Origin of the sequence: Tardiphaga sp. 20_F10_N6_6, from assembly GCF_052076045.1 — a bacterium.
In the GTDB taxonomy this organism is placed as follows: Bacteria; Pseudomonadota; Alphaproteobacteria; order Rhizobiales; family Xanthobacteraceae; genus Tardiphaga; species Tardiphaga robiniae.
The window spans coordinates 2344688-2365955 of sequence record NZ_CP197239.1; the positions used below are offsets into that span (position 1 = coordinate 2344688).

18 protein-coding genes are annotated in these 21268 nt (G+C 61.3%); 6 read left to right on the top strand and 12 right to left on the bottom strand.

Going from position 1 to position 21268, the window contains the following annotated elements; translation table 11 throughout:
- Nucleotide 1 precedes the first annotated feature (1 nt).
- Entirely contained in the window at nt 2–814 is an 813-nt protein-coding gene (locus AB7813_RS11460; RefSeq protein WP_068735498.1) for a carbohydrate ABC transporter permease, read from the top strand.
- Between the two features lie 122 nt (nt 815–936).
- Here AB7813_RS11460 and AB7813_RS11465 read toward each other — a convergent pair whose 3' ends face one another.
- From AB7813_RS11465 to AB7813_RS11495, 7 genes are all read right to left on the bottom strand, one after another.
- Nucleotides 937–3645, bottom strand: a complete 2709-nt coding sequence (locus tag AB7813_RS11465) for a molybdopterin-dependent oxidoreductase (protein WP_439064532.1) — start codon at nt 3643–3645, stop codon at nt 937–939.
- Nucleotides 3645–4862, bottom strand: coding sequence for an NAD(P)/FAD-dependent oxidoreductase (locus tag AB7813_RS11470; RefSeq protein ID WP_439064533.1), 1218 nt, complete (start codon nt 4860–4862; stop codon nt 3645–3647). The genes AB7813_RS11465 and AB7813_RS11470 overlap by 1 nt, the downstream gene beginning before the upstream one ends.
- Nucleotides 4863–4871: 9 nt before the next feature.
- Entirely contained in the window at nt 4872–5297 is a 426-nt protein-coding gene (locus tag AB7813_RS11475; protein ID WP_439064534.1) for a globin family protein, read from the bottom strand.
- Nucleotides 5298–5382: 85 nt separating this feature from the next.
- The gene (locus tag AB7813_RS11480) at nt 5383–5808 is read right to left on the bottom strand and encodes a globin family protein (protein WP_089265244.1); all 426 of its coding nucleotides are present in this window, start codon (nt 5806–5808) and stop codon (nt 5383–5385) included.
- Nucleotides 5809–5882: 74 nt separating this feature from the next.
- Entirely contained in the window at nt 5883–6677 is a 795-nt protein-coding gene (locus AB7813_RS11485; protein WP_089265245.1) for an ABC transporter ATP-binding protein, read from the bottom strand.
- Nucleotides 6678–6704: 27 nt separating this feature from the next.
- Complete coding sequence (ntrB, locus tag AB7813_RS11490; protein ID WP_093756668.1) at nt 6705–7598, bottom strand: nitrate ABC transporter permease; 894 nt, start codon at nt 7596–7598, stop codon at nt 6705–6707.
- Nucleotides 7599–7649: 51 nt separating this feature from the next.
- A complete protein-coding gene (locus tag AB7813_RS11495) occupies nt 7650–8966 on the bottom strand; it encodes a CmpA/NrtA family ABC transporter substrate-binding protein (protein WP_089265247.1) in 1317 nt (438 codons plus the stop codon).
- Between the two features lie 327 nt (nt 8967–9293).
- Between AB7813_RS11495 and AB7813_RS11500 the strand changes: the two genes are divergently transcribed.
- Nucleotides 9294–9899 (top strand): hypothetical protein, encoded by a 606-nt coding sequence (locus AB7813_RS11500; protein ID WP_439064535.1) that lies wholly within the window; start codon nt 9294–9296, stop codon nt 9897–9899.
- Nucleotides 9900–9926: 27 nt separating this feature from the next.
- Here the strand turns inward: AB7813_RS11500 and AB7813_RS11505 are convergent, their stop codons facing one another.
- The gene (locus AB7813_RS11505; protein ID WP_439064536.1) at nt 9927–10838 is read right to left on the bottom strand and encodes an intradiol ring-cleavage dioxygenase; all 912 of its coding nucleotides are present in this window, start codon (nt 10836–10838) and stop codon (nt 9927–9929) included.
- A gap of 152 nt (nt 10839–10990) precedes the next feature.
- On the opposite strand from AB7813_RS11505, the gene AB7813_RS11510 reads away from it, so the two are divergent.
- From AB7813_RS11510 to AB7813_RS11520, 3 genes are all read left to right on the top strand, one after another.
- A complete protein-coding gene (locus tag AB7813_RS11510) occupies nt 10991–12244 on the top strand; it encodes a serine hydrolase domain-containing protein (protein ID WP_439064537.1) in 1254 nt (417 codons plus the stop codon).
- A gap of 629 nt (nt 12245–12873) precedes the next feature.
- Nucleotides 12874–13245 (top strand): helix-turn-helix domain-containing protein, encoded by a 372-nt coding sequence (locus AB7813_RS11515; protein WP_089265251.1) that lies wholly within the window; start codon nt 12874–12876, stop codon nt 13243–13245.
- Nucleotides 13246–13409: 164 nt separating this feature from the next.
- Nucleotides 13410–14732: a dicarboxylate/amino acid:cation symporter gene (locus tag AB7813_RS11520; protein WP_089265252.1), complete on the top strand. Its 1323-nt coding sequence runs from the start codon at nt 13410–13412 to the stop codon at nt 14730–14732.
- Between the two features lie 68 nt (nt 14733–14800).
- Here the strand turns inward: AB7813_RS11520 and AB7813_RS11525 are convergent, their stop codons facing one another.
- The 4 genes from AB7813_RS11525 to AB7813_RS11540 all read right to left on the bottom strand — a co-directional run bounded on the left by AB7813_RS11525 (nt 14801) and on the right by AB7813_RS11540 (nt 20619).
- Entirely contained in the window at nt 14801–15868 is a 1068-nt protein-coding gene (locus AB7813_RS11525; RefSeq protein WP_093756673.1) for an alcohol dehydrogenase, read from the bottom strand.
- 124 nt (nt 15869–15992) lie between these two features.
- Nucleotides 15993–18320, bottom strand: coding sequence for a xanthine dehydrogenase family protein molybdopterin-binding subunit (locus AB7813_RS11530; protein ID WP_439064538.1), 2328 nt, complete (start codon nt 18318–18320; stop codon nt 15993–15995).
- A 150-nt stretch (nt 18321–18470) separates the two neighbouring features.
- Nucleotides 18471–19346 (bottom strand): dihydrodipicolinate synthase family protein, encoded by an 876-nt coding sequence (locus AB7813_RS11535; protein WP_439064539.1) that lies wholly within the window; start codon nt 19344–19346, stop codon nt 18471–18473.
- A 4-nt stretch (nt 19347–19350) separates the two neighbouring features.
- On the bottom strand, nt 19351–20619 hold the full coding sequence (locus tag AB7813_RS11540; RefSeq protein WP_439083054.1) for an allantoate amidohydrolase: 1269 nt from the start codon (nt 20617–20619) through the stop codon (nt 19351–19353).
- A 145-nt stretch (nt 20620–20764) separates the two neighbouring features.
- Here AB7813_RS11540 and AB7813_RS11545 point away from each other — a divergent pair, with 145 nt between their 5' ends.
- Nucleotides 20765–21262: a nucleoside deaminase gene (locus tag AB7813_RS11545; protein ID WP_439064541.1), complete on the top strand. Its 498-nt coding sequence runs from the start codon at nt 20765–20767 to the stop codon at nt 21260–21262.
- Nucleotides 21263–21268 lie beyond the last annotated feature (6 nt).

A 21268-nucleotide genomic window follows, 5' to 3' on the forward strand; every position in this document is an offset into this window, starting at 1 on the left:
CATGCGGGACTTTCTCAACAAACTCGGCCTGACCTTCGCCTTCATCGTCATCGTCTCGCCAGCGGTGCTGTTCTTCCTCTGGATGCTGTCGCTGTCGCTGAAATTCGAGATCGACAACGCTTCCTATCCGCCGGTCTTCATCCCCGAGCGCATCAATTGGGGCAATTACGCCGCCGTCATCGAATCCAAGCGATTCATGACTTATTTCTTCAACACGCTGATCGTCACCGGCTCGGCGACCTTGTTCGCTCTCATCATCGGCGTGCCTGCCGGGTACGGCATCGCGCGCATGCGCGCGCGCAAATCCGCCATCGTCATCCTGATCGCGCGCATCACGCCCGGCCTGTCCTACCTGATCCCGCTATTCCTGCTGTTCCAATGGCTCGGCCTGCTCGGCACGTTGTGGCCGCAGATCATCATCCACCTTGTGGTGACAGTGCCGATCGTGATCTGGATCATGATCGGCTATTTCGAGACGACACCGATGGAGCTCGAAGAATCCGCCATCATCGACGGCGCCACCCGCTGGCAGGTGTTCCGCCACGTCGCGCTGCCGATTGCTCGCTCCGGCATCGCCGTTGCCTTCATCCTCTCGGTGATTTTCTCCTGGAATAATTTCGTGTTCGGCATCGTGCTGGCAGGACGGGAAACGCGGACATTGCCGGTCGCGGTCTACAACATGATCTCATTCGATCAATTGAGCTGGGGGCCGCTGGCAGCGGCCGCCCTGATCGTGACGCTGCCGGTGCTGCTGCTGACGATGTTTGCACAAAGGCAGATCGTGGCGGGACTGACCGCGGGCGCGGTGAAGTGACGCAAGGGCCCCTCCACGTCATTGCGAGGAGCCCTTGCGACGAAGCAATCCAGTCTTCGCTTGCGGCCCTCTGGATTGCCGCGTCGCTTCGCTCCTCGCAATGACGGCTGAAAGGCCCACGCTCAATTCGCAGCCGCAACCTTGCGCTGCTCATCCGGCGCAGTTTCGCTCGCCGCGATCAGGCGCTTCAGCTCCGGTATGCACGAGCCGCAATTGGTGCCCGCTTTGAGCCTGGTTCCAATCTCGGCCGCAGTTCCCGCCCCTGCTGCAATTGCGTCGCAGATGGTGTTGCGGCCAACGCCGAAACAGGCACAGACGATGGGCCCTGCACTCGCAGCACCATCTGCGGACTTTCCAGAGAGCAGCGTACGGCGCTGGTCGTCGCTCACGGTCTCGGCCGCGAATAATTCCTTCACGGCATCCCAGGAGAGCGCCCCCTCCGTCGGGCCGATGAACAGGCAGGTCTCGATCCCGTCATCCTTGAACGACACCGCGCGATACACACCTTGGCCGGCGTCTTCGTATTCAGCGGCATCATCGCCCAGCAACGGCTTCAACCAGCTCTGCCAGGTCTCGACGTCGGTATTGTCCGAGAGCAGATAACCGACGCCGCCCGTGACCGCGACGCGCGCCCATTGCACCCCGAACGGCATCTCCAGCGGACTACGCGAGAGCACGAAACCACGCTGTGCAAACACCGCAGATGCAATCGCCACCGGCGTGGCCTTGTTCTCGGGCTGACCGGAGAACGGGTCGGTGATCGGTGCGACAAGTCCACCGACACGCGCGAACCCCGCGGTCTCGTCGTTCCAGTGGATCGGCGCGAACAGCATGCCGCGCTGCTGGCGTTCGCTGACAATGACTTTCAGCACGCATTCGCCATAGTCGGTCGTCAGCCGCGCATGCCCGCCATCGACAATGGCGAACTGCGCAGCATCGTCAGGATGGATCTCGACGAAGGGCTCCGGGATATGCTGGCCGAGCCGCGGGCTGAGACCCGTGCGCGTCATCGTGTGCCACTGATCGCGAACGCGGCCAGTGTTCAAACGTAGCGGGCGCTCGATTGACACCTGCGTGCGCAGCTCCGGCGCCTCCGGCGCGATGAAACGCGCGCGCCGGTCATTGGCGTAGAATTGACCACCGGCGAAGAACCGCGCCTGCGGCTTCGTGGTGCCCTCGCGCACCGGCCATTGCACCGGGGCCATGGTGTCGAAGGCCTCATCCGAGACCTTCATCAATCCGCCGATATCGAAGTCGCGATGGCCGTTGTTCTCGAAGGCCGAAAGGGCCGCGTGCTCGCGAAAAATCTCGGCGGCCGATGTGTAGGCAAATGACGCGCCATAACCCAGGCGCTTGGCGACTTCACTCAGCGCCCACCAGTCTGGTCGCGCCTCGCCAGGCGCGCGGAGGAACGAGCGTTGCCGCGACACGCGGCGTTCGGAATTGGTCACCGTGCCGGACTTCTCGCCCCAGGCCAGTGCTGGCAGCAGCACATGCGCACCGGCATTCACAGTGTCGTTGGAGCGCACATTCTCCGACACCACGAACAGATCGAGCTTGCTCAGCGCCGCGCGCACGGCATCGGCATCCGGGAGCGACACCGCGGGATTGGTGCCCATCACCCACAACGCCTTGATCTCGCCACGGCCGATGGCTTCGAACATCTGCACAGCCTTGAGGCCTTCATGGGTGGCGATATGCGGTGCCTTCCAGAAGCGGCGCACACGGTCGATATCAACAGGCGTGAAGCCCATATGGGCTGCAAGTTGATTGGCGAGGCCGCCGACCTCGCGGCCGCCCATGGCATTCGGCTGGCCGGTCAGCGAGAACGGCGACGCGCCAGGCTTGCCGATGCGGCCGGTGGCCAGATGGCAGTTGAGGATCGCATTGACCTTGTCGGTGCCCTGTGCCGACTGATTGACGCCCTGCGAATACAGCGTGACCACACGCGGCGTCGCCTTGAACATCTGGAAGAAGGTCGCGACATCGATCTCGTCGAGTCCCGTCGCCTTTGCTGTCGCCGCCACACTGCCGGCGATGGTTCTAGCCCGCGCCAGCGCGTCGTCAAAGCCTGACGTATGCTCATCGATATAGCTGCGATCGAGCGCCCCGTTATCGGCGAGATAGGCGAACAGCCCGCTGAACAGTGCGGTATCAGTACCCGGCTTCAGGCCGAGAAACAGATCGTCATCGCCAACCGTGTCGGTGCGGCGTGGATCGATCACGACGATCCGTGCGCCCCGCGTCTGCTTGTTGGCCAGCATGCGCTGATACAGCACCGGATGGCACCAGGCGGCATTGGAGCCGACCAGCACCAGCAGATCTGCCTGGTCGAGATCCTCGTAGCACCCCGGCACCGTATCGGCGCCAAACGCACGCTTGTGGCCAGCCACGGATGAGGCCATGCAGAGCCGCGAATTGGTATCGACATTGGCGCTGCCGAGAAAACCCTTCATCAGCTTGTTGGCGACGTAGTAATCCTCGGTCAGCAGCTGGCCGGAGAGATAAAAGGCTACGGCACCGGGGCCATGTTCGGCGGCGACCTTCTGAAATCCTTCGGCGACATGATCCAGCGCATCGCTCCAGGCGACCTGCGCCATCTCGCCGTCGTCGCTGCGCATCATCGGATGCAGCAGACGCTCGTCGAGGCTCAGCGTTTCGCCGAGTGCCGATCCCTTCGAGCAGAGCCGCCCGAGATTGGCGGGATGCGCGGGATCGCCCGCAATCGCTGCGCCGCCGTTGCCGTCCGGCGTCGCCAGCACGCCGCAACCGACGCCGCAGTAAGGGCATGTGGTGCGCGTGACATGCAGATGCGGATCGACCGCGTTCATCACGCCGCCTCCGCGCGGACGGCGAGTGCGCGGCCGAACATCATCTCGGCGCGGATATCGGAAATATCAGCACCGCTGCGGATCAGTTCGAGATACCACAGCGCATCCTGCGTATCGCCGACCAGCACGGCGCCAGTGAGCGCGCCATCTGCGATCACCAGCTTCTTGTAGGTGCCGCGGCGGACATCGTTGAGCAGCAGCGTCTCGCTGCCTTCGCCCGCCATGAAGTCTCCAGCGGAGAAAACGCTGACGCCGGAGACCTTGAGATTTGTAGAGAGCACGCTGCCCGTATAGGCAGCGGCCTTGCCCGCGAGATGGCGCGCCAACACCCTGGCCTGTTCGTAGGCGGGCTCGACGAGGCCGTAGCAGGTGCCGCGATGCTCGGCGCATTCGCCGAGTGCGAAAACGTCGTCGGTGCCGGTTGCCATCTGGTCGTTGACGACAATGCCGCGATTGACCGGGATTTCCGCTTCCTTGGCGAGGGACGTGTTGGGCCGAATGCCGGCCGCAAAGATCACCGCATCGGCGTCAAGCGTGCGGCCATCGGCGAGTTCGACGCTCTCGACACAATCGTTGCCATGAATACGCGCGGTATTGGCATTGAGCAGAATCCTGACGCCCTTGCGCTCGACCAGCGTCTTCAGGAGGTTCGCTGCAGGTGCATCCAGCTGACGTTCCATCAGCCGGTCCATCAGATGGATCAGTGTGACGTCAGCACCCGCCTTGGCGAGACCATAGGCCGCTTCGAGACCCAGCAGGCCGCCACCGACCACGACGACGCGCTTCTTCTGCGCGGCGAGTTCGAGCAGCAGGTCCACGTCGCGGCTGTCGCGGAACACATGCACGCCCTTGAGATCACCACCGGGCACCGGCAGCCGCAGTGCGGATGAACCGGTGGCGATGACCAGTTTTGAGAACGGCACATGCTTGCCGGTCGATGTCGTAACCTCGCGCGCGGCCATGTCGATGGCGGTCGCCGTCGCGCCGTATTTCAGCGTGACGCCGCGGTCGCGCCACCAGGCAGCAGGCTTCAGCTCGATTTCCTGGGATGTCGCCTCACCGGCCAGCACAGACGACAGCAAGACGCGATTGTAGGCGAGCCGCGGTTCGTCTCCGATGACGGCGATGGCGTATCGACCGAGCGCGCATTTCGCCAGCTCGTCCACGAGCCGAGCCGCTGCCATTCCGTTACCAATGATGACCAGCGGCTCGCTCACGTCATATCCTTACTCGGCCGCCTGCGCTGTGCCGTAGGCTTCAGAAATCATGTAGCCGGACAGCGTGCCATAGGCTGCGGTCCAGGCTGCGGCGAGTTCGGACGTCCATGCGTCGCCGAGGCCCTTCTCCAGGGTCCACAGCAGCGCACCGCCGACGATCGGATAATGTTCGGCCTTTACGCCGTAGGCCACGTGCTGCTTGGCGAGCGCGCTCGCTGCAGGCAGTACGGTTTCGAGTCGCGTCAGGCCCGTGACGACGACACCAAGCGTCGCCATCAATTTGCGACCCTGCTCCTTCATGTCGCCGCGAAACATCGGCTTCACTTGCGGGGCAACCTCGAAGAGACGGCCGTAGAACAATTCCGCAGCCACATCGGAAATCGGCGCGACTTTCTTGAAACTATCCTGAACCAGAGCAACGTCGGACGCATTCATGCTAACTCTCCTTGCAGTGGAAGGTGAGCTTGTGTGTCGCGCCGCGTGAGCAAATGTTCAGCGCGCGATAAAATGCGATGTGGTTTTAGTGATAGGCCGCAGAAATCATGCGCGCCGCCAGGAAATTGTAGACCTTGTGCCACGAGGCTTCCACCTCGGGCGTCCAGCGCTCGCCAAGCCCCTGCCCCAGACTCCAGAACAGTGCCTCGCCGACAGACTCGTAGTGCGCGGCCTCCACGCCATAATGCACATGGTCTTTCGCGAGCTTGCCGATCACCGACAACAGACCTGTGATATTGTCGAGACTGCCGACGATCACTGCAAGCGTTGCGATGAACTTGTGCTTGAGCTGCGCCATGTCGCCGCGAAACAGCGGGCGCGTTTCCGGCAATGTCTCGAACAGCCGGGCATAAAACAGATCCACCATGACCGAGGAGTTCGGCCACATCTGATCGAATGACGATTGCACGCGCATGATTTCTTCGCGCGTCAGGCCTATCGAACGACTCATGATTTGCAGCTATCCGGAAAGTCTGAGCCGCATTCATTCGGTTTATCCTCGGAAGTCAAGAGGTAACAAGATGCTTACGCGGCTTCGACGAACTTGTGGCGCTCATACAGGAATTCGAGCACGCGCTTGCGGCAGTCGAGATAGACCGGGTTACTCGCCAGTTCGAGACGCTGACGCGGTCGTGCGAGCGGCACATCGAGCACTTCGCCGATGGTCGCTGATGGCCCGTTGGTCATCATCACGATGCGGTCCGACAGCAGCACGGCTTCGTCCACGTCATGGGTGATCATGACGATGGTGTTGCCGAGTTTCTGATGCAGCGCCATCACCGAGTCCTGCAGATGCGCGCGGGTCAGCGCGTCCAGCGCACCGAACGGTTCGTCCAGCAACAGCACCTTGGGCTCCATCGCGAGGGCACGGGCAATGCCAACTCGCTGCTTCATGCCGCCGGAGATTTCCGAAGGGCGCTTGTCCTTGGCATGCGTCATCTGCACGAGATTGAGATTGTGCATTGTCCATTCGTCGCGCTCAGCGCGGGACTTGGTCTTGGCAAACACCTTGTCCACGCCAAGACGGACGTTCTGATAAACCGTCAGCCACGGCAGCAGGCTGTGGTTCTGGAACACGACGGCGCGATCGGGCCCGGGCGAATTGACTTCGCGATCCTCAAGGATCACGCCGCCCATCGTTGCACGTGTCAGGCCGGCGATGATGTTGAGCATCGTCGACTTGCCGCAACCGGAATGGCCGATGATCGAGATATACTCACCCTTGCCGAGGCTGAGGTTGATGTCCTTCAATACTTCGGACGAGACCTTGCCGCGGGTGAACACCTTGTCGACGTGGTCGAGCTTCAGATATGCCTTCATGATATCTCTCCTTAGCTGACCCAAATGTTAGCTGACTGAAGTGCCGTGGGTGACGAGCTTGCCGAGGGCGGCGATCAGGCGATCGAGCACGAAGCCGACGATGCCGACATAGAACAGCGCCAGGATGATCTCGCTCATATGCGAGGAATTCCAGGCATCCCAGATGAAGAAGCCGATGCCCACGCCGCCAATCAGCATTTCAGCCGCGATGATGGCGAGCCATGACAGGCCGATACCGATGCGCAGACCGGTGAAAATATAGGGCGCAGCCGCCGGCAGCATGACCTTCCAGAAAAATTCCACCGGATTGAGCTGCACGACGGCGGCGACGTTGCGATAGTCCTGCGGGATGTTGCGAATGCCGACTGCGGTGTTGATGATGATGGGCCAGATCGAGGTGATGAAGATCACGAAGATCGCCGACGGCTGACCATCCCGGAAGGCCGCGAGCGCCAGCGGCAGCCAGGCCAACGGCGGAATAGTGCGCAACACCTGGAAGATCGGATCGAGACCACGCATGGCCCAGACCGACTGGCCGACCAGCGTGCCAAGCGCGATGCCGACGACGGCAGCGAGCGAGTAGCCATAGGCCACACGCAGGAGACTGGCCGAGATATGCCAGAACAGACCCTTGTCCAGGCCGCCATTGTCGAAGAACGGATCGAAGATCAGTTCCTTGGTGTCCTTGTAGACCTTTGAGGGCGGCGGGAGCGTTGATCCGGTGCGCCGGCACAAGAGCTCCCACATCACACCGAGCAGGAGGACGACGATCAGCGGCGGGATGACCCGCGCCGCTGTCTCTTTCGCCATCTTGGCGTATCTGTCGAAACTTACCGGCTGCTTGGGAGACAGTGCGACGCTCGCCACCGGCGGCTTCGCCAGTGCCGTTGCCGGCTCCGTCTTGATAGCTTGCATGTTCATCGCACTGTCTCCGTCATTTCAGCTAGTCCGCATCGGTCCCAAACGTGTGTCTCAGGCTTCGACGCGCTTGATGGCGAGCGACTTGAGGTAGGCTGCCGGATTTTCGGGATCGAAGACCTTGCCGTCGAAGAAGGTCTCCTTGCCGCGCGAGGTCGAGGTCGGGATCTCGGCGGCAGCGACGCCCATGGTCTTCGCCGCGTCACGCCAGATATCCTCGCGGTTGACCTTGGCGATCAGCGCCTTCGAGTCGAAGCCGGGCTCGTATTTGCCCCAGCGGATGTCTTCGGTCATGAACCAGAGATCGTGGCTCTGGAACGGATAGGACGCGAAGTCCTTCCAGTACTTCATGATGTGCGGCGAGTTCTCGACCACCTTGCCGGTGCCGTAGTCGAACTTGCCACGGGCGCGATCGAGGATGTCCTCGACCGGGCAGTTGATCCACTGCCGCTTGCCCATGATGGTAGCGAGCTCTTCCTTGTTCTCCATCTTGTCGGCCCACTGCTGGGCTTCCATGATAGCCATGGTGATCGCCTTCGCCGCCTTCGGGTTCTTGTCGACCCAGGCCGCGCGCATGCCGAGCGACTTCTCCGGATGCTTGTTCCAGATCTCGCCGGTGTTCACCGCGGTGTAGCCGATCTTCTGGTGCACGAGCTGGCCGGGCCACGGCTCGCCGACGCAGAACGCGTCCATGGTACCGACCTTCATATTCGCCACCATCTGCGGCGGCGGCACGGTAATGGTCTCGACATCCTTGTCGGGATCGATGCCACCGGCCGCGAGCCAGTAGCGAATCCACAGGTCATGCGTGCCGCCCGGGAAGGTCATCGCCACCTTCACCGACTTGCCCGCAGCCTTCTTCTTCTCGAACGCGGCTTTCAGCGGCGCGACATCGAGGCCGACCTTCAGATCGGCATATTCATTGCCGACCGAAATGCACTGCGCATCGAGATTGAGACGCGCGAGGATATACATCGGCGTCGGCTGATTGTTCTGGGTGACCTTGCCGGACGAGATCAGGTACGGCATCGGCGTCAGGATATGCGCGCCATCGATGCCATTGCCTTCGGAGCCGAGCACCATGTTGTCGCGCAGCGTGCCCCACGAGGCCTGCTTCGACACTTCCACATCGGGCATGCCGTATTTGGCGAACAGGCCCTTGTCCTTGGCAACGAACAGCGGACCGGCATCGCTTAGTGCGATGAAGCCGAGCTTGGCGCCTTTCACTTCGGGCCCGGCATCCTGCGCGAAAGCGCCGCCGGGGAAGTTCAGTCGGGCGGCCGCGAGCAAGGCAGCGGTTCCCGCGCCGGCTTTCAGAAGCTGACGGCGGCTGATCTTGCGGCCCGGCTTGTTGGTCTCTGACTTCGTCATGTGCTGCTGTCGTCCTTTCGCGCCTCGGATCGCCTGCACCGTCATTGGCCCCTCGTCACAGCGCACCTTGGGTCGAAGGCGTACGGACATAGCGGCGCGCCTGGGGGAAGCCCCATGATGGCAATGCTGGCTGGTGATTGATTGTGACGGCTACAATGGCGTCGCTAAGAACTATTCAAAGTTCGTGCCAACCGCTGCCTGATGGAAATTTCGATAAATTGCAATCACTTACCTAAAGGCAACAAGACCAGCGCAGAGAACCACGCGCATCGAAAATTTGCGGGACGCTCATTTATTGTGCGACGCACGCGGAATAGGCAATGAATTGTGAGGTACTATTTTGCCGACTTCATCGGCATGCCGACCCGTGGATCGGTGCTATCAACCGAGTCCAATTTCCAGCGAACGGATCGCTTCATGCCGACCATTCCGGTGATCACCGAACCTGCCCTCTCGTCGCTTCGAAAGGTAATCAGCACCCTGAAGGCGGCGACCGTGGTGTCCGCGGCAGCGATCCTGTCTCAGGGCAAAAGCGACCTCGAAGCGAATGCGGCGGCAGCGTTCGGTCATTTCGAGGATGTCTCACGGCAACTTCATATGTTCCGAAAGAGCGTCCTTGAGGACGCGCTGATACCGACCAAAGACAACACTGTCACTGTGGATGTCGATATCGATGCCCTCGATCGCGCCGTCGACGATATCGATCTACAGATCGCACAAACCAAAGGCGCACTCCACGCCGTCCTCGAGAGCTCTGATCGCAGCGGGCTCGAGGCCTTTGCCGAGCGCATCGGCGAACTCGGCCGCGCGCTGTTAGGCATGGTCACCCTCATCGCGCCATCGGCCGCACACGGCGATACACCGTTCCTGTTCGATCAGTTCTTCCTGGAGTCGCTGCAGGAACTCTCGCAACGCGACTGGAGCGCGACCTGATCGCAGATGGCAGACGGCCGAGATCGCTTACGCCTCGGCCTTTTCCGGCATCATCGGCTGCGGCACCGTGCCCTCGCCCGGCTTCATCCGGAAATTATAGGTCATCAGATGCCACGGCCCCGTGGCAGGCTGACCATCAGGCATAAAGGCATCGCTGCGGTTCTCGACGGTGGCGATCAGATCGTACTTCACGCCGAACACGACATCGGAGTCGAGATATTCGTCGCCCTCGATGAAGACGTGAGTGATCAGCGGTTCATAGCCGGGAGCCGCGACGAGAAAGTGCACATGCGCCGGACGCATTGGATGACGTCCCGTTTTCAGCACAAGATCTCCGGCCGGACCATCGGTCGGGATCGGATAGCTGCAGGGCAGAATGGTGCGGAAGAACAGCCGGCCATCACTGTCGGTGATGAAGCGCGCGCGCGACGAAGGGCCCTGCGTGGCATAGCTGGCTTTCTGCGAGTCGTAGAAACCGTCATCATCGGCATGCCAGATGTCAACCGGCACGCCCGTCAGCGGCTTGCCGTCGAGATCGGTGACGCGGCTCTGCACGAACATGCGCTCACCCGTGAGGCCCGGAGAGATATCAGCGCCATGCGCCATGACGGGATGCTCGCCGACATAGAACGGTCCGAGTACCGTCGTCTGTGTGGCCCCCTCACGCTCCCTGTGGTTGACGGCATCGACCAGCATCGAGACGCCCAGCACGTCAGAGAGCAAAATGAACTCCTGCCGGATCGGCGTGCATTTCTGGCCCGTGCGGGTCAGGAAGTCGATCGCCACTTCCCATTCACCGAAGGTGAGATCGGTCTTGCGAACATAGTCGTGCAAAGACTTCACGAGTTCTTGCAGCAGGAATTTCGTACGCGGATCGGGCGTCCTGTCGAAGCTCTGGATGACGGCCGCAGTGAGTTCAGTGTCATTGAATTGGGTCATAATTCCATCCTGAGCAACACGACGCGATTACATCTTTAAGGATACACCAAACAGAGCTTCACGTAAGCTCGCCCCGCTACAAACCCATATGGACAACCGCTGATTTTCATCCATAGAAACGAGCCGCGTCCACACATCGGAGTGATGTTGCAATGCCGTCCCAAAGCCTGAGCCCTTCGTCTGCGTCACCCGAACAGGTCGGCATGTCGACCACAGCACTGGCCCGCGTCGAAGCGCATCTCAAGCAGCGTTATGTCGATGCCGGCCGTTTTTCCGGCACACAGCTTCTGGTCTATCGCCACGGCGAGATCGTGCACAGCGCGACGCAGGGCTTTGCCGATCTCGAGCGAAAGATCGCCGTCAAGGACGATACGATTTTCCGCATCTATTCGATGACCAAGCCGATCACGTCGGTCGCCTTCATGATGCTGGTGGAGGAAGGGCGCGTCACGCTCGATGAACTCGTGCACAAATATATTCCGGAATGGGAAAATATCGGCGTGTTTCAGGCCGGCGTAACGGCGCCGTTCGTGACGAAGCGACCGGCCCGTCCCATGCAGATCATCGACCTGCTGCGTCACACGTCGGGACTCACTTACGGCTTCCAGCAGCGCACCAATGTCGACGCCGCCTATCGTGCACTCAAGATCGGCGAGATCGAAAAATCCGGCACGATGACATCGATGATTTCGGATCTCGCGAAGGTCCCCTTGGAATTCTCCCCGGGGGATGCATGGAATTATTCGGTCTCGACCGACGTGATCGGCTATCTCGTCGAGAAGATCAGTGGACAGCCATTCGAACAATTCCTGCAGGAACGTATCTTCGATCCGCTCGGCATGACGGATACCGGCTTCTTTGTGCCGCCCGACAAGGCGCATCGTCTCGCGGCCTGCTACGCCGCCGACGGCAAGGGCGGCTTTGTTCTTCAGGACGATCCCGCGACGAGTTCATTCCTGTCGCCGCCTAAGATGATTTCCGGCGGCGGCGGCCTATGCTCCACCGCCGCGGACTATCTCACCTTCTGTCGCGCCCTGCTCAATGGCGGTGCGCTCGGCGACGTGCGCCTGCTCGCTCCGAAGACGATCGCGCTGATGACCAACAATCATCTGCCCGGCGGTGCCTACGTCGCCGACATGTCGACGTCGATGTTCAGCGAAACGAGCTATGCCGGCGTCGGCTTCGGACTTGGATTTTCGGTGATGATGAATCCGGTCAAGACCATGATCCCCGGCAGCGCCGGTGAGTATGGATGGGGCGGCGCGGCGAGCACGGTGTTCTGGATAGACCCGGCTGAACAGCTGATCGCAATCTTCATGACACAGCTGTTGCCATCGAGCGCTTATCCGGTTCGGCGCGAGCTGCGTACCATGATCTACTCCGCGATTACCGACAGCAATGTTTAGTAACGAACGGTATGATCAATATTGCTCAGTCGGCGCGCGCCACCAGGCACCGGACGCGTTCAACATATCCAGCACGAATCAAATGAAATTCTCTCTCAGTGAGAATTTGGAATGAAACTTCCGGTGCGCATGGGACGTAGCAACAACCACCCACGGAATTGTGATATTACGTCGGTGCTACACAGGAGATCGTAAAGTGCGAAATTGCAGCTGGAAATCGCATGGAATGCTGCATGCCAGAGATTTGCAGCTTACGAATGCGAACGACTCTCAGTTATCCTGCGTGCGTCAGGCAAGTCACATGTGTATAGCATGATGACCAACTTGTACTTTCGCTTCCGCTGCAAGGCCCGTATCGATAGAAATTGAGTTCCGGTATTCGTTGGAAGTTTTGCAAGCAATGCGAAGTAGCAACAGAATACCGCAAGGTTTTTTGTACGATTGGATGACCCTCGCGATTACGTGTCGATCAATTCGAGTATCGCGACGATTTCAGCCATCCCAATCGTCATGACGATGTGTATAACAGAGATGCCTTTGAAAGTTAGCTTTAAGGGCTCTCGGGCTAAGAAGCTCTAACAAGAAAATAAAACCAAACTCCCTTATTCAAACAAACTGAATGGTGACGAATGAAGCAACGTAGCGCCGGCAAACCCGACATTGAGATGGGCAAGAGGATCCGTCTGCGTCGTGTTGAGCAGAAAATTTCGCAGGCGGATTTAGGCGAAAAGCTGGGCGTCAGCTTCCAGCAGGTTCAGAAGTACGAAAAGGGTGTCAATCGCGTTGGCGCTGCGCGTCTTCAGCAGATTGCGACGGCGCTCGATGTGCCGGTCACCTTCTTCTACGATGGCGATGGCAAGAGCCGTGAAGTGGAAAGCTTGCTGTTCCTCGATAGCGCTTTCAGCCTCCGCTTGCTTCGTGCTTACAGCCGCATCAAGAGCCAGACGGTCCAGCGCCAGATGGTCGTCCTGATGGAAGCGATCGCCGACGAAGAGAAGTAATCGTCGCATGGCCGCCGGAGCGACCCGGCCGCTGATCGGCTCGATTTCAATCCCCCCTCGACACGAAAAGAACTCGCCGTAACCGCGGCGAGATTTTACGCATCTGCACCTAGCGGTGGCACAGTTGTTGCTGGAATATTCGTGAACCTCAGGGGGAGCGAACCATGTCTACAGCTACGATTACCGCCGTCGAACCAATCCGCAAGCCTCTCTATCAGTCGCTCTTCGTGCAGGTGCTTGTCGCCTTGCTACTCGGCATCGTCCTTGGCATCGCCGTGCCGGACTTCGCCGTCGGCCTGAAGGTCTTCAGCGACGCCTTCCTCAAACTCATCTCCATGATTGTGGCCCCCATCGTGTTCTGTGTGGTGGTGCATGGCATTGCCGGCGCAGGTGACTTGAAGAAAGTCGGCAGGGTTGGCGTCAAGGCGCTGATCTATTTCGAGGCCATGACCACGCTGGCGCTCGTTGTCGGCCTGGTGCTGGCCTATCTGTTCGGCCCGGGCCACGGCATGAACATCAATCCGGCCTCGCTCGACGGCAAGGCACTCACGACGGTCGCAGACAACGCTCACAAGCTGCAGGGCGGCGGCATCGGTAGTTTCCTGCTCAACATCATTCCGACCACCTCGTTCGACGCTCTGGCGCGCAACGACGTCCTGCAGGTGCTGTTCTTCGCCATCCTGTTCGGCACCAGCCTGGCGCTGGTCGGTGGCGAGAAAGGCGAGCGGATTTCGAGCTTCATCGAAGCCGTATCGACCGTTCTGTTCCGCGCCATGGGACTGATCGTTCGCCTCGCCCCGATCGGCGTGCTCGGCGCTGTCGCCTATACGGTCGGACGCTACGGTGTCGGATCGCTGAAGCAACTCGTCTCGCTGGTGGTGCTGTTCTATGTCTCGGTCGCGATCTTCGTCTTCGGCGTACTCGGCGGCGTGATGGCGCTGGCCGGGCTGAACATCATCAAATTCCTGAACTATCTGCGCGAAGAACTCACCATCGTGCTCGCCACCGCGTCATCGGATGCAGTGCTGCCCCAGGTCATGCGCAAACTCGAACGGCTCGGCGTCAAGGACAACGTGGTCGGCCTCGTGATCCCGACAGGCTACTCGTTCAATCTCGATGCATTCTCGATCTATCTGACGCTGGCCGTCGTGTTCATCGCGCAGGCCACGAATACACCGCTGTCTTTCGGCGATCTCATGCTGGTGCTGGGCGTCTCGCTGGTAACGTCGAAGGGCGCCCATGGCGTACCGGGCTCAGCGATCGTGATCCTTGCCGCGACGCTGAATGCCGTGCCGAGCATTCCCGCCATCGGTCTCGTGCTGGTGCTGTCGGTAGACTGGTTCATCGGCATGGCCCGCGCGCTCGGCAACCTGATCGGCAACTGCGTTGCCACCGTCGTGGTCGGCGCATGGGAAGGCGATCTCGACCATGCCAAGGCGAAGCGTGTGTTGGATGGCGAAGAGCTCGTGGATGTAACGGCCGGCTAATCGCGTCACCCGTCAAAAAAGAAGCGGCCCGAAGGCCGCTTCTCAACGTCAGAATGAATGCTTCAACCTTACGCCGGCGTGAGGATCGCGCGGCCGACCAGCTTGCCGTCTTTCAGGTCGTTCAGAGCGGCATTGGCTTTTGCGAGCGGCATCGGGCTTGTCGGGATCGGCTGCACCTTCTTGGTGCGCACCAGCTCCAGCAATTCCTTGGTCTCGCGGAGATTGCCGACATAGCTGCCCTGGATGGTGAGCGCCTTCATGGCGATCAGCGGCAGCGCCCAGGTGGCGCCGCCACCGAACAGGCCGACCATGATCAGCTTGCCGCCCTTGGAGAGCACGTCGAAGCCGAGCTGCGTCGTTGACGGAGTGCCGACCAGATCGATCACCGACAGAATCGGCTGACCGGCGGCCTTGGCAAGCTGCTCAAGCGCGTCGGGCGCATTGCCGTCCACGGCCGCCAGAGCGCCGGCCTTGATCGCCGCCTCGCGCTTTCGCGCATCGATATCGACAACGATGGCGCCCTTGCCCCCCATCGCCTTCAACAGTTCAAGCGCCATCAGGCCGAGGCCACCAGCGCCGAAGATCACGATCGGATTGCCGAGATCGCTCTCGATCTTCTTCAGCGCGCTATAGGTGGTGACGCCCGAGCAGGCGTAAGGCGCGGCGATGACCGGATCCATGCCCTTGAGGTCGATCAGGTAGCGCGGATGCGGCACTAGAAGGTGATCGGAGTAACCACCGTCGCAATGTACGCCGAGGCAGCGCGGCGCGAGGCAGAGATTCTCATCACCGGCAAGACAGACCGCACATTTGCCGCAGCCGATCCATGGATAGGCCAATGCGATATCGCCAATCTTGACGCCGCCGGCTTCCTGCTGCGCATCCGGACCAAAGGCAATGACTTCGCCGACGGTCTCGTGGCCCATGGTGCGCGGCAGCGTGATGCCGCGATCCTTCAGCGATAGCTTCTTGCGGCCGTGGCCGAGTTCATAGCCGCCTTCCCAGATGTGCAGGTCGCTATGGCAGACGCCGGCAGCCTTCACGCGGATCAGCACCTGCGTGCCGGTCGGCTGCGGTGTCTGCTCGTCGACCTCGCCGAGCGGCTCGTTGAATTCGAGAACCTTGAAGCTCTTCATTGTGTTTTCTCTCCCGGTTGAAGTTTCTTGTTATCCGCAGGATGGGTCGAGCGAAGCGAAACCCATCGCATAGAACCCGATCATGATGGGTTTCGCGACGACGCTCTACCCATCCTGCTGGGTCTCAGCCATGCGTTGCGCTTGCGCTCCTGATCGCTTCCCACACCTTGATGGGTGACAGCGGCGTATTGAGCTGCGTGATGCCCAGTGGTTGCAGCGCATCCAGCACGCCATTGACGATGCAGGGCGGACCGCCGATCGCGCCGGATTCGCCGCAGCCCTTCGAGCCGATCGGGTTGGTGACGCAGGGTGCCGAACCATCCAATGTCACTGACAGAGGTGGCAGGTCGCCGGCGCGCGGAATGCAGTAATCCTGATAGCTGGCTGTGATGAGCTGGCCATCCTCGTCGTAATGAACGTTCTCGAACAGCGCCTGGCCGATGCCCTGCGCCACGCCGCCGTGGATCTGGCCGGTCACCAGCATCGGATTCACCGCTACGCCGACATCGTCGACCGTGGTGTAACGAACGACATTGGTGATGCCGGTCTCCGGATCGATCTCGACCTCGCAGATATGCGTTCCGTTCGGCCAGGTCGGGCCGTCCGCCACGCCGGTGGACTCGACGCTGAGCTGTTCGCCGTCTTCGGCCTTCGCGATTTCGAACAGGCCGACGCGCTTGTCGGTGCCGACGACGGTGAGGAAGCCCGCGGAATACTCGATGTCCTCCACGGAGGCTTCGAGCATGTTGGCCGCCTTCTCGCGCGCCTTGGCGATCATGTCGGCGGCCGACACCACCGCGGCAGTGCCGCCAACGAACAGCGAACGCGAACCGACACTACCCATGCCGACGATGACGTCGGTATCGCCCTGGATCACATCGATCTTGTCGATGCCAATGCCAAGGGCTTCAGAGACGAGCTGCGAATAAGCGGTCTGCAGGCCCTGTCCCATTGCCATGGTGCCGGAATGCAGGATGACGCGGCCATTGGCCGTGGCGCGCAGGCGAACCTTCTCGGTGGTGCCCGGACCGCCGGTCCATTCGATGTAGCTGGTGAGCCCGCGGCCGTAGAGCAGGCCTTTCTTCTTCGCCGCCTTCTTGCGCGCGGCGAAGCCGTCCCAATCCGACAATTCGGTGGCGCGGTCGAGCATGTGCGCGAAGGCGCCGCTGTCATAGGTCTGGCCGACGGCGTTCTTGTAGGGAAACTGCGTCGGCTTGATGTAATTCACCTTGCGGATCGCCCGCGGATCCATGCCCATCTGCCGCGCGGCGGCATCCATCAAGCGCTCGATGATGAAAACGGCTTCCGGACGCCCGGCACCGCGATAGGCGCCCACCGGCGCGGTGTTCGTGATGACCGCCTTGATATCGTAATGCACGTTCTGCAGGTCGTAGACGCCGGTCTGCACGAACGGTCCCAACACCAACGGAATGATGACCGCGGTCGCCGACATATAGGCACCGGTGCCGCCGATCGAACGCACGCGATAGGCCAAGATCCGACCCTTGGCATCGAGCGCGAGTTCTGCCGTCGACGTCAGATCGCGACCATGCGTCCCGCCGACGAATTCATCGGTGCGATCGCCGCGCCAGCGGATCGTCTTGTTCAGCTTCACGGCTACATAGGCGACGACGCCGTCTTCCGGATACAGGCTCGTCTTCTGGCCGAAACCGCCGCCGATATCACCCACCACCACGCGGATCGATTCCTTCGGACGCTTGAGCACCGCGTCGGCAAGGATATCGCGGGTCGATGCCGGGGTCTGCGACTGCACGTACAGGGTCAGCTTGCCGGACTTCTTGTCGACTTCAGCGATGGTCGAGCGCGGCTCCATGGCCGATGGCACGAGACGCTGACTCACGATGTCCAGCGACACCGTATGCTTGGCAGCGGCAAAAGCAGCCTCCACCTTGGCAGGATCGCCATAGCTGGTGGCCGCGACAATATTGTCCGGTGCATCCGGCCAGACCACGGCCGCACCGGGCTTCATCGCCTCGACGGGATCGACCACCGCGGGCAGGACGTCATAGCTGATGTCGATCGCCTCGGCCGCGAGCTGGGCAGCGGCGCGCGACGTGGCGACGATCGCCGCCACTGCTTCGCCGGCGAACCGCACGACCTCGTGCGCGAGCAGCCGGCGCGGCGGAAAGGTCGCCGCCGAGCCGTCGGGACGCTTGAAGATCGGCAGCGTCGGCAGCGTGCCGACATCGTCGGCCACGAGATCCGCGCCGGTATAGATCGCCTCGATACCGGGCATCGCCTTGGCGGCGGCCACGTCAATCGCGGTGATCTTCGCATGGGCATGCGGCGAGCGCAGCAGATGCAGCCACAGCGCGCCGTCTTCCGGCTTGTCGTCGATGAATTTGCCCTGCCCGGTGAGAAGTCTTTGATCTTCAAGGCGCTTGGGAGAAAGACCGGCGCCGAAGCGCAGATTGCCGGGCAGAATGTTCATCAGACGTCCTTCAATGGCGAGCCTTACGGGCGGGCTGTATGGTTTCTAGCCCAGAAAGACCGCGTGAGCCAACAGGCCAGCCGCACAAGGCTGAGCGACAGAATGTGCATGAGCGCTGCTCGTTTGCGCGTCTGGCGGCAACGACATCGATCAGCCGACATCCCGCAAAACGGCCTCGATCACCTTGCGCTCGTCCGCGGTCAAAGCCGGCTGCGGGGCCACGGGGTCGCCGACCTCATAGCCCTGGATCGCGAGGCCCGTCTTGATGCAGGCCGCCAGATTATAGCGCGCAAAGGCCTCGTTGAGCCGCCACATCCGCCGCTGCAAGACCATGGCCTCGTCCCAGCGATGCGCCTTGCAGAGATTGTAGAGTTCGACGCTCTGCTTCGGCACGACGCAGGCAGGTCCCGCCATCCAGCCAACGCCGCCGATCAGCATGACGGCTGACGGAATATGCGCCGAGGCGGCAAACACTTTCAGTTTGTCGCCGCAGCGGTTGATGATCGACAACAGCCGGCCGGTATTGGTGGAGGCATCCTTGATATACTGGATGCGCGGATGCTCGGCGAGCCGCGCCACGACGTCGAGCGTCAGATCCGAACGCTGGAATTGCGGATTGGTGTAGATCACCACGGGAATATCGACGGCATCGGCGATGGCGCGGAAGTAGGATTCGATCTGCGCATCCTTGAGCGGGAAATACGCTTCGAGAATAGCCAGGATGCCGGTGGCGCCGAGCTTCTGATACGACTTCGCCTGCGCCACCGCATCGACCGTCGAGGTCGATGCCACGCCTGCCACCACCGGCACGCGCCCGCCTGCCGCATCGATCGTGGCCTGCACCACCGTCCTGCGCTGCTCGCGATTGAGATAGGCGAATTCGCCGGTCGAGCCGAGCGGCGTCAGACCATGCACGCCCGCGCCGATGAGATCGCCGCACAGGCGGCCCAGCACATCGGTGCGGATACGCCCCTCGTCGTCAGCCGGCGAGACGAGATAGGGAAACACGCCGTGGAAATCTGCCATCGCATCAGGCCTTCGGCTTAAAATTCTCGATCACGCGCAACAACACGCGCGCACCGACCTCGACATCCGCATCGTCCACATGCTCGGCAGGATTGTGGCTGATCCCGCCGCGACAGCGCACGAACAGCATCGCCACATCGGCAATATCGGTCATCGCCATGCCGTCATGGCCGGCCCCGCTCGGCAGCTCGAACGCGCGATAGCCCTCGGCAGTAATTGCATCGGCGATCTGCTTCTGCAGCCAGGGCGCACACGGCACCGTGCGATTCTCATGGGTGATGTTGATCTGCAGATCGAGCTTGCGCGCTTTGGCGATCGACTCGATCTCGCGCACCATGTCGGTGATGGCGAGCTTGCGATAGGAATCCTTCGGCGATCGGATATCCATGGTGAACGACACCAGACCCGGGATCACATTGGTCGCGCCCGGCATCGCGTTGATATAGCCGACGGTGCCGACAAGACCGCCGCGGTCCGACTGGCAGAACTCCTCGATCGCAACGATACATTCGGCGGCGCCCACCAGTGCATCGCGTCGCATCGCCATCGGCACCGTGCCGGCATGACCGGCCATGCCGTGCAACTCGACAGCAAGCCGCGTCGCACCCGAAATGGCAGTCACGACCCCTACCGGAAGCTTCTGCGCTTCAAGCACGGGCCCCTGCTCGATATGCAATTCGAGATAGGCCAGCAATTCGCCGGGCGCGCGCGCTGCGGCGCCGACGTGATCGGGATCGAGGCCGAAGGTGATCATCGCCTCGCGCATCGAGATACCCGCTTTGTCGCGGCCGCCGAGCACGCTCTCGACAAACGTCCCGGCCACCGCGCGGCTGCCGAGCAGCGTCGAGGCGAAGCGTACGCCCTCCTCGTCGGCGAAGGCGGCGATCTCGATGGCGAATGGCAGACGCAGACCACGGCGATTGAGATCGCTAACGCAGGAAATCGCCGTGATGATCCCGAGCGGTCCGTCCCAGCGGCCGGCATCGCGCACGGTGTCGTAATGTGAGCCCAGCATCAGGCACGGCAGACCGGGCCGGTCGCCTTCATAGCGTCCGCAGACATTCCCGATCGCATCGATACGCGCCCGCATGCCGGCTGCCTGCATCCATCCGATGATCAGTTCGGCGGCAGTACGATGTTCCGGTGTAAGGAATATTCGTGTGATGTTGTCCGGCGCTTCCGAAATAGCAGCCAGCGCATTGATGCGTTCGACGATCTCGCCGCCGAGCGATTGGCCGGAAGCTCCGACGACTTTCTCTTCCATCGCAATCATGCTTCTTTGTTCAGACCACAGACCCGGCTGGGACTTGAACGATTTAGATCGTCAATACTAGTGCGGCCAGCGGGCCAAAGCGAATCCGCGCCTAGCCTCGCGGGAAACTAGCAGATTTCGACGCGCCGACGACAGGAGCCCCCTGATGCCAAAGCAAGACTCGTCGAGTAGGGATGAGGCCTTTCTCAGGCTTTCTTTCGACGCTGCACGCAAAGCCGTGGAGCGCGGCAACCATCCGTTTGGTGCGATCCTGGTCGATGCGCACGGCAAGGTCCTGATGGAAGCCGGTAACGCCTTCATGCCCTCTCATGACGGCACCGCCCATGCAGAGCGGCTGCTGTGCAGCGAAGCCTCGATTGCCTATGAAGAGACCGAGCTGAAGACCTTCACGCTGTATTCGTCGGCAGAACCCTGCGCGATGTGCGCGGGCGCGATCTATTGGGTCGGCATTGGACGGCTGGTTTATGGGCTCGGCGAAGCAAGGCTCAAGGCGATCACCGGCGACCATCCGGAGAATCCCACGCTTGATCTGCCTTGCCGCAATGTCTTTGCTGCCGGGCAGAAGAGCATCGAGGTCGTCGGACCGCTGCTCGAAGACGAGGCAGCCGCGCAGCACGAGAATTTCTGGGCGCAGCTGCGCTAGCGGCAC

Coding starts and splice junctions, on each gene's coding strand:
- AB7813_RS11540 (WP_439083054.1), bottom strand. CDS start 20,619: ATGATTGCGATGGAAGAGAAAGTCGTCGGAGCTTCCGGCCAATCGCTC.
- AB7813_RS11515 (WP_089265251.1), top strand. CDS start 12,874: ATGAAGCAACGTAGCGCCGGCAAACCCGACATTGAGATGGGCAAGAGG.
- AB7813_RS11535 (WP_439064539.1), bottom strand. CDS start 19,346: ATGGCAGATTTCCACGGCGTGTTTCCCTATCTCGTCTCGCCGGCTGAC.
- AB7813_RS11505 (WP_439064536.1), bottom strand. CDS start 10,838: ATGACCCAATTCAATGACACTGAACTCACTGCGGCCGTCATCCAGAGC.
- AB7813_RS11485 (WP_089265245.1), bottom strand. CDS start 6,677: ATGAAGGCATATCTGAAGCTCGACCACGTCGACAAGGTGTTCACCCGC.
- AB7813_RS11525 (WP_093756673.1), bottom strand. CDS start 15,868: ATGAAGAGCTTCAAGGTTCTCGAATTCAACGAGCCGCTCGGCGAGGTC.
- AB7813_RS11460 (WP_068735498.1), top strand. CDS start 2: ATGCGGGACTTTCTCAACAAACTCGGCCTGACCTTCGCCTTCATCGTC.
- AB7813_RS11510 (WP_439064537.1), top strand. CDS start 10,991: ATGCCGTCCCAAAGCCTGAGCCCTTCGTCTGCGTCACCCGAACAGGTC.
- AB7813_RS11465 (WP_439064532.1), bottom strand. CDS start 3,645: ATGAACGCGGTCGATCCGCATCTGCATGTCACGCGCACCACATGCCCT.
- AB7813_RS11520 (WP_089265252.1), top strand. CDS start 13,410: ATGTCTACAGCTACGATTACCGCCGTCGAACCAATCCGCAAGCCTCTC.
- ntrB (WP_093756668.1), bottom strand. CDS start 7,598: ATGAACATGCAAGCTATCAAGACGGAGCCGGCAACGGCACTGGCGAAG.
- AB7813_RS11475 (WP_439064534.1), bottom strand. CDS start 5,297: ATGAATGCGTCCGACGTTGCTCTGGTTCAGGATAGTTTCAAGAAAGTC.
- AB7813_RS11480 (WP_089265244.1), bottom strand. CDS start 5,808: ATGAGTCGTTCGATAGGCCTGACGCGCGAAGAAATCATGCGCGTGCAA.
- AB7813_RS11545 (WP_439064541.1), top strand. CDS start 20,765: ATGCCAAAGCAAGACTCGTCGAGTAGGGATGAGGCCTTTCTCAGGCTT.
- AB7813_RS11530 (WP_439064538.1), bottom strand. CDS start 18,320: ATGAACATTCTGCCCGGCAATCTGCGCTTCGGCGCCGGTCTTTCTCCC.
- AB7813_RS11495 (WP_089265247.1), bottom strand. CDS start 8,966: ATGACGAAGTCAGAGACCAACAAGCCGGGCCGCAAGATCAGCCGCCGT.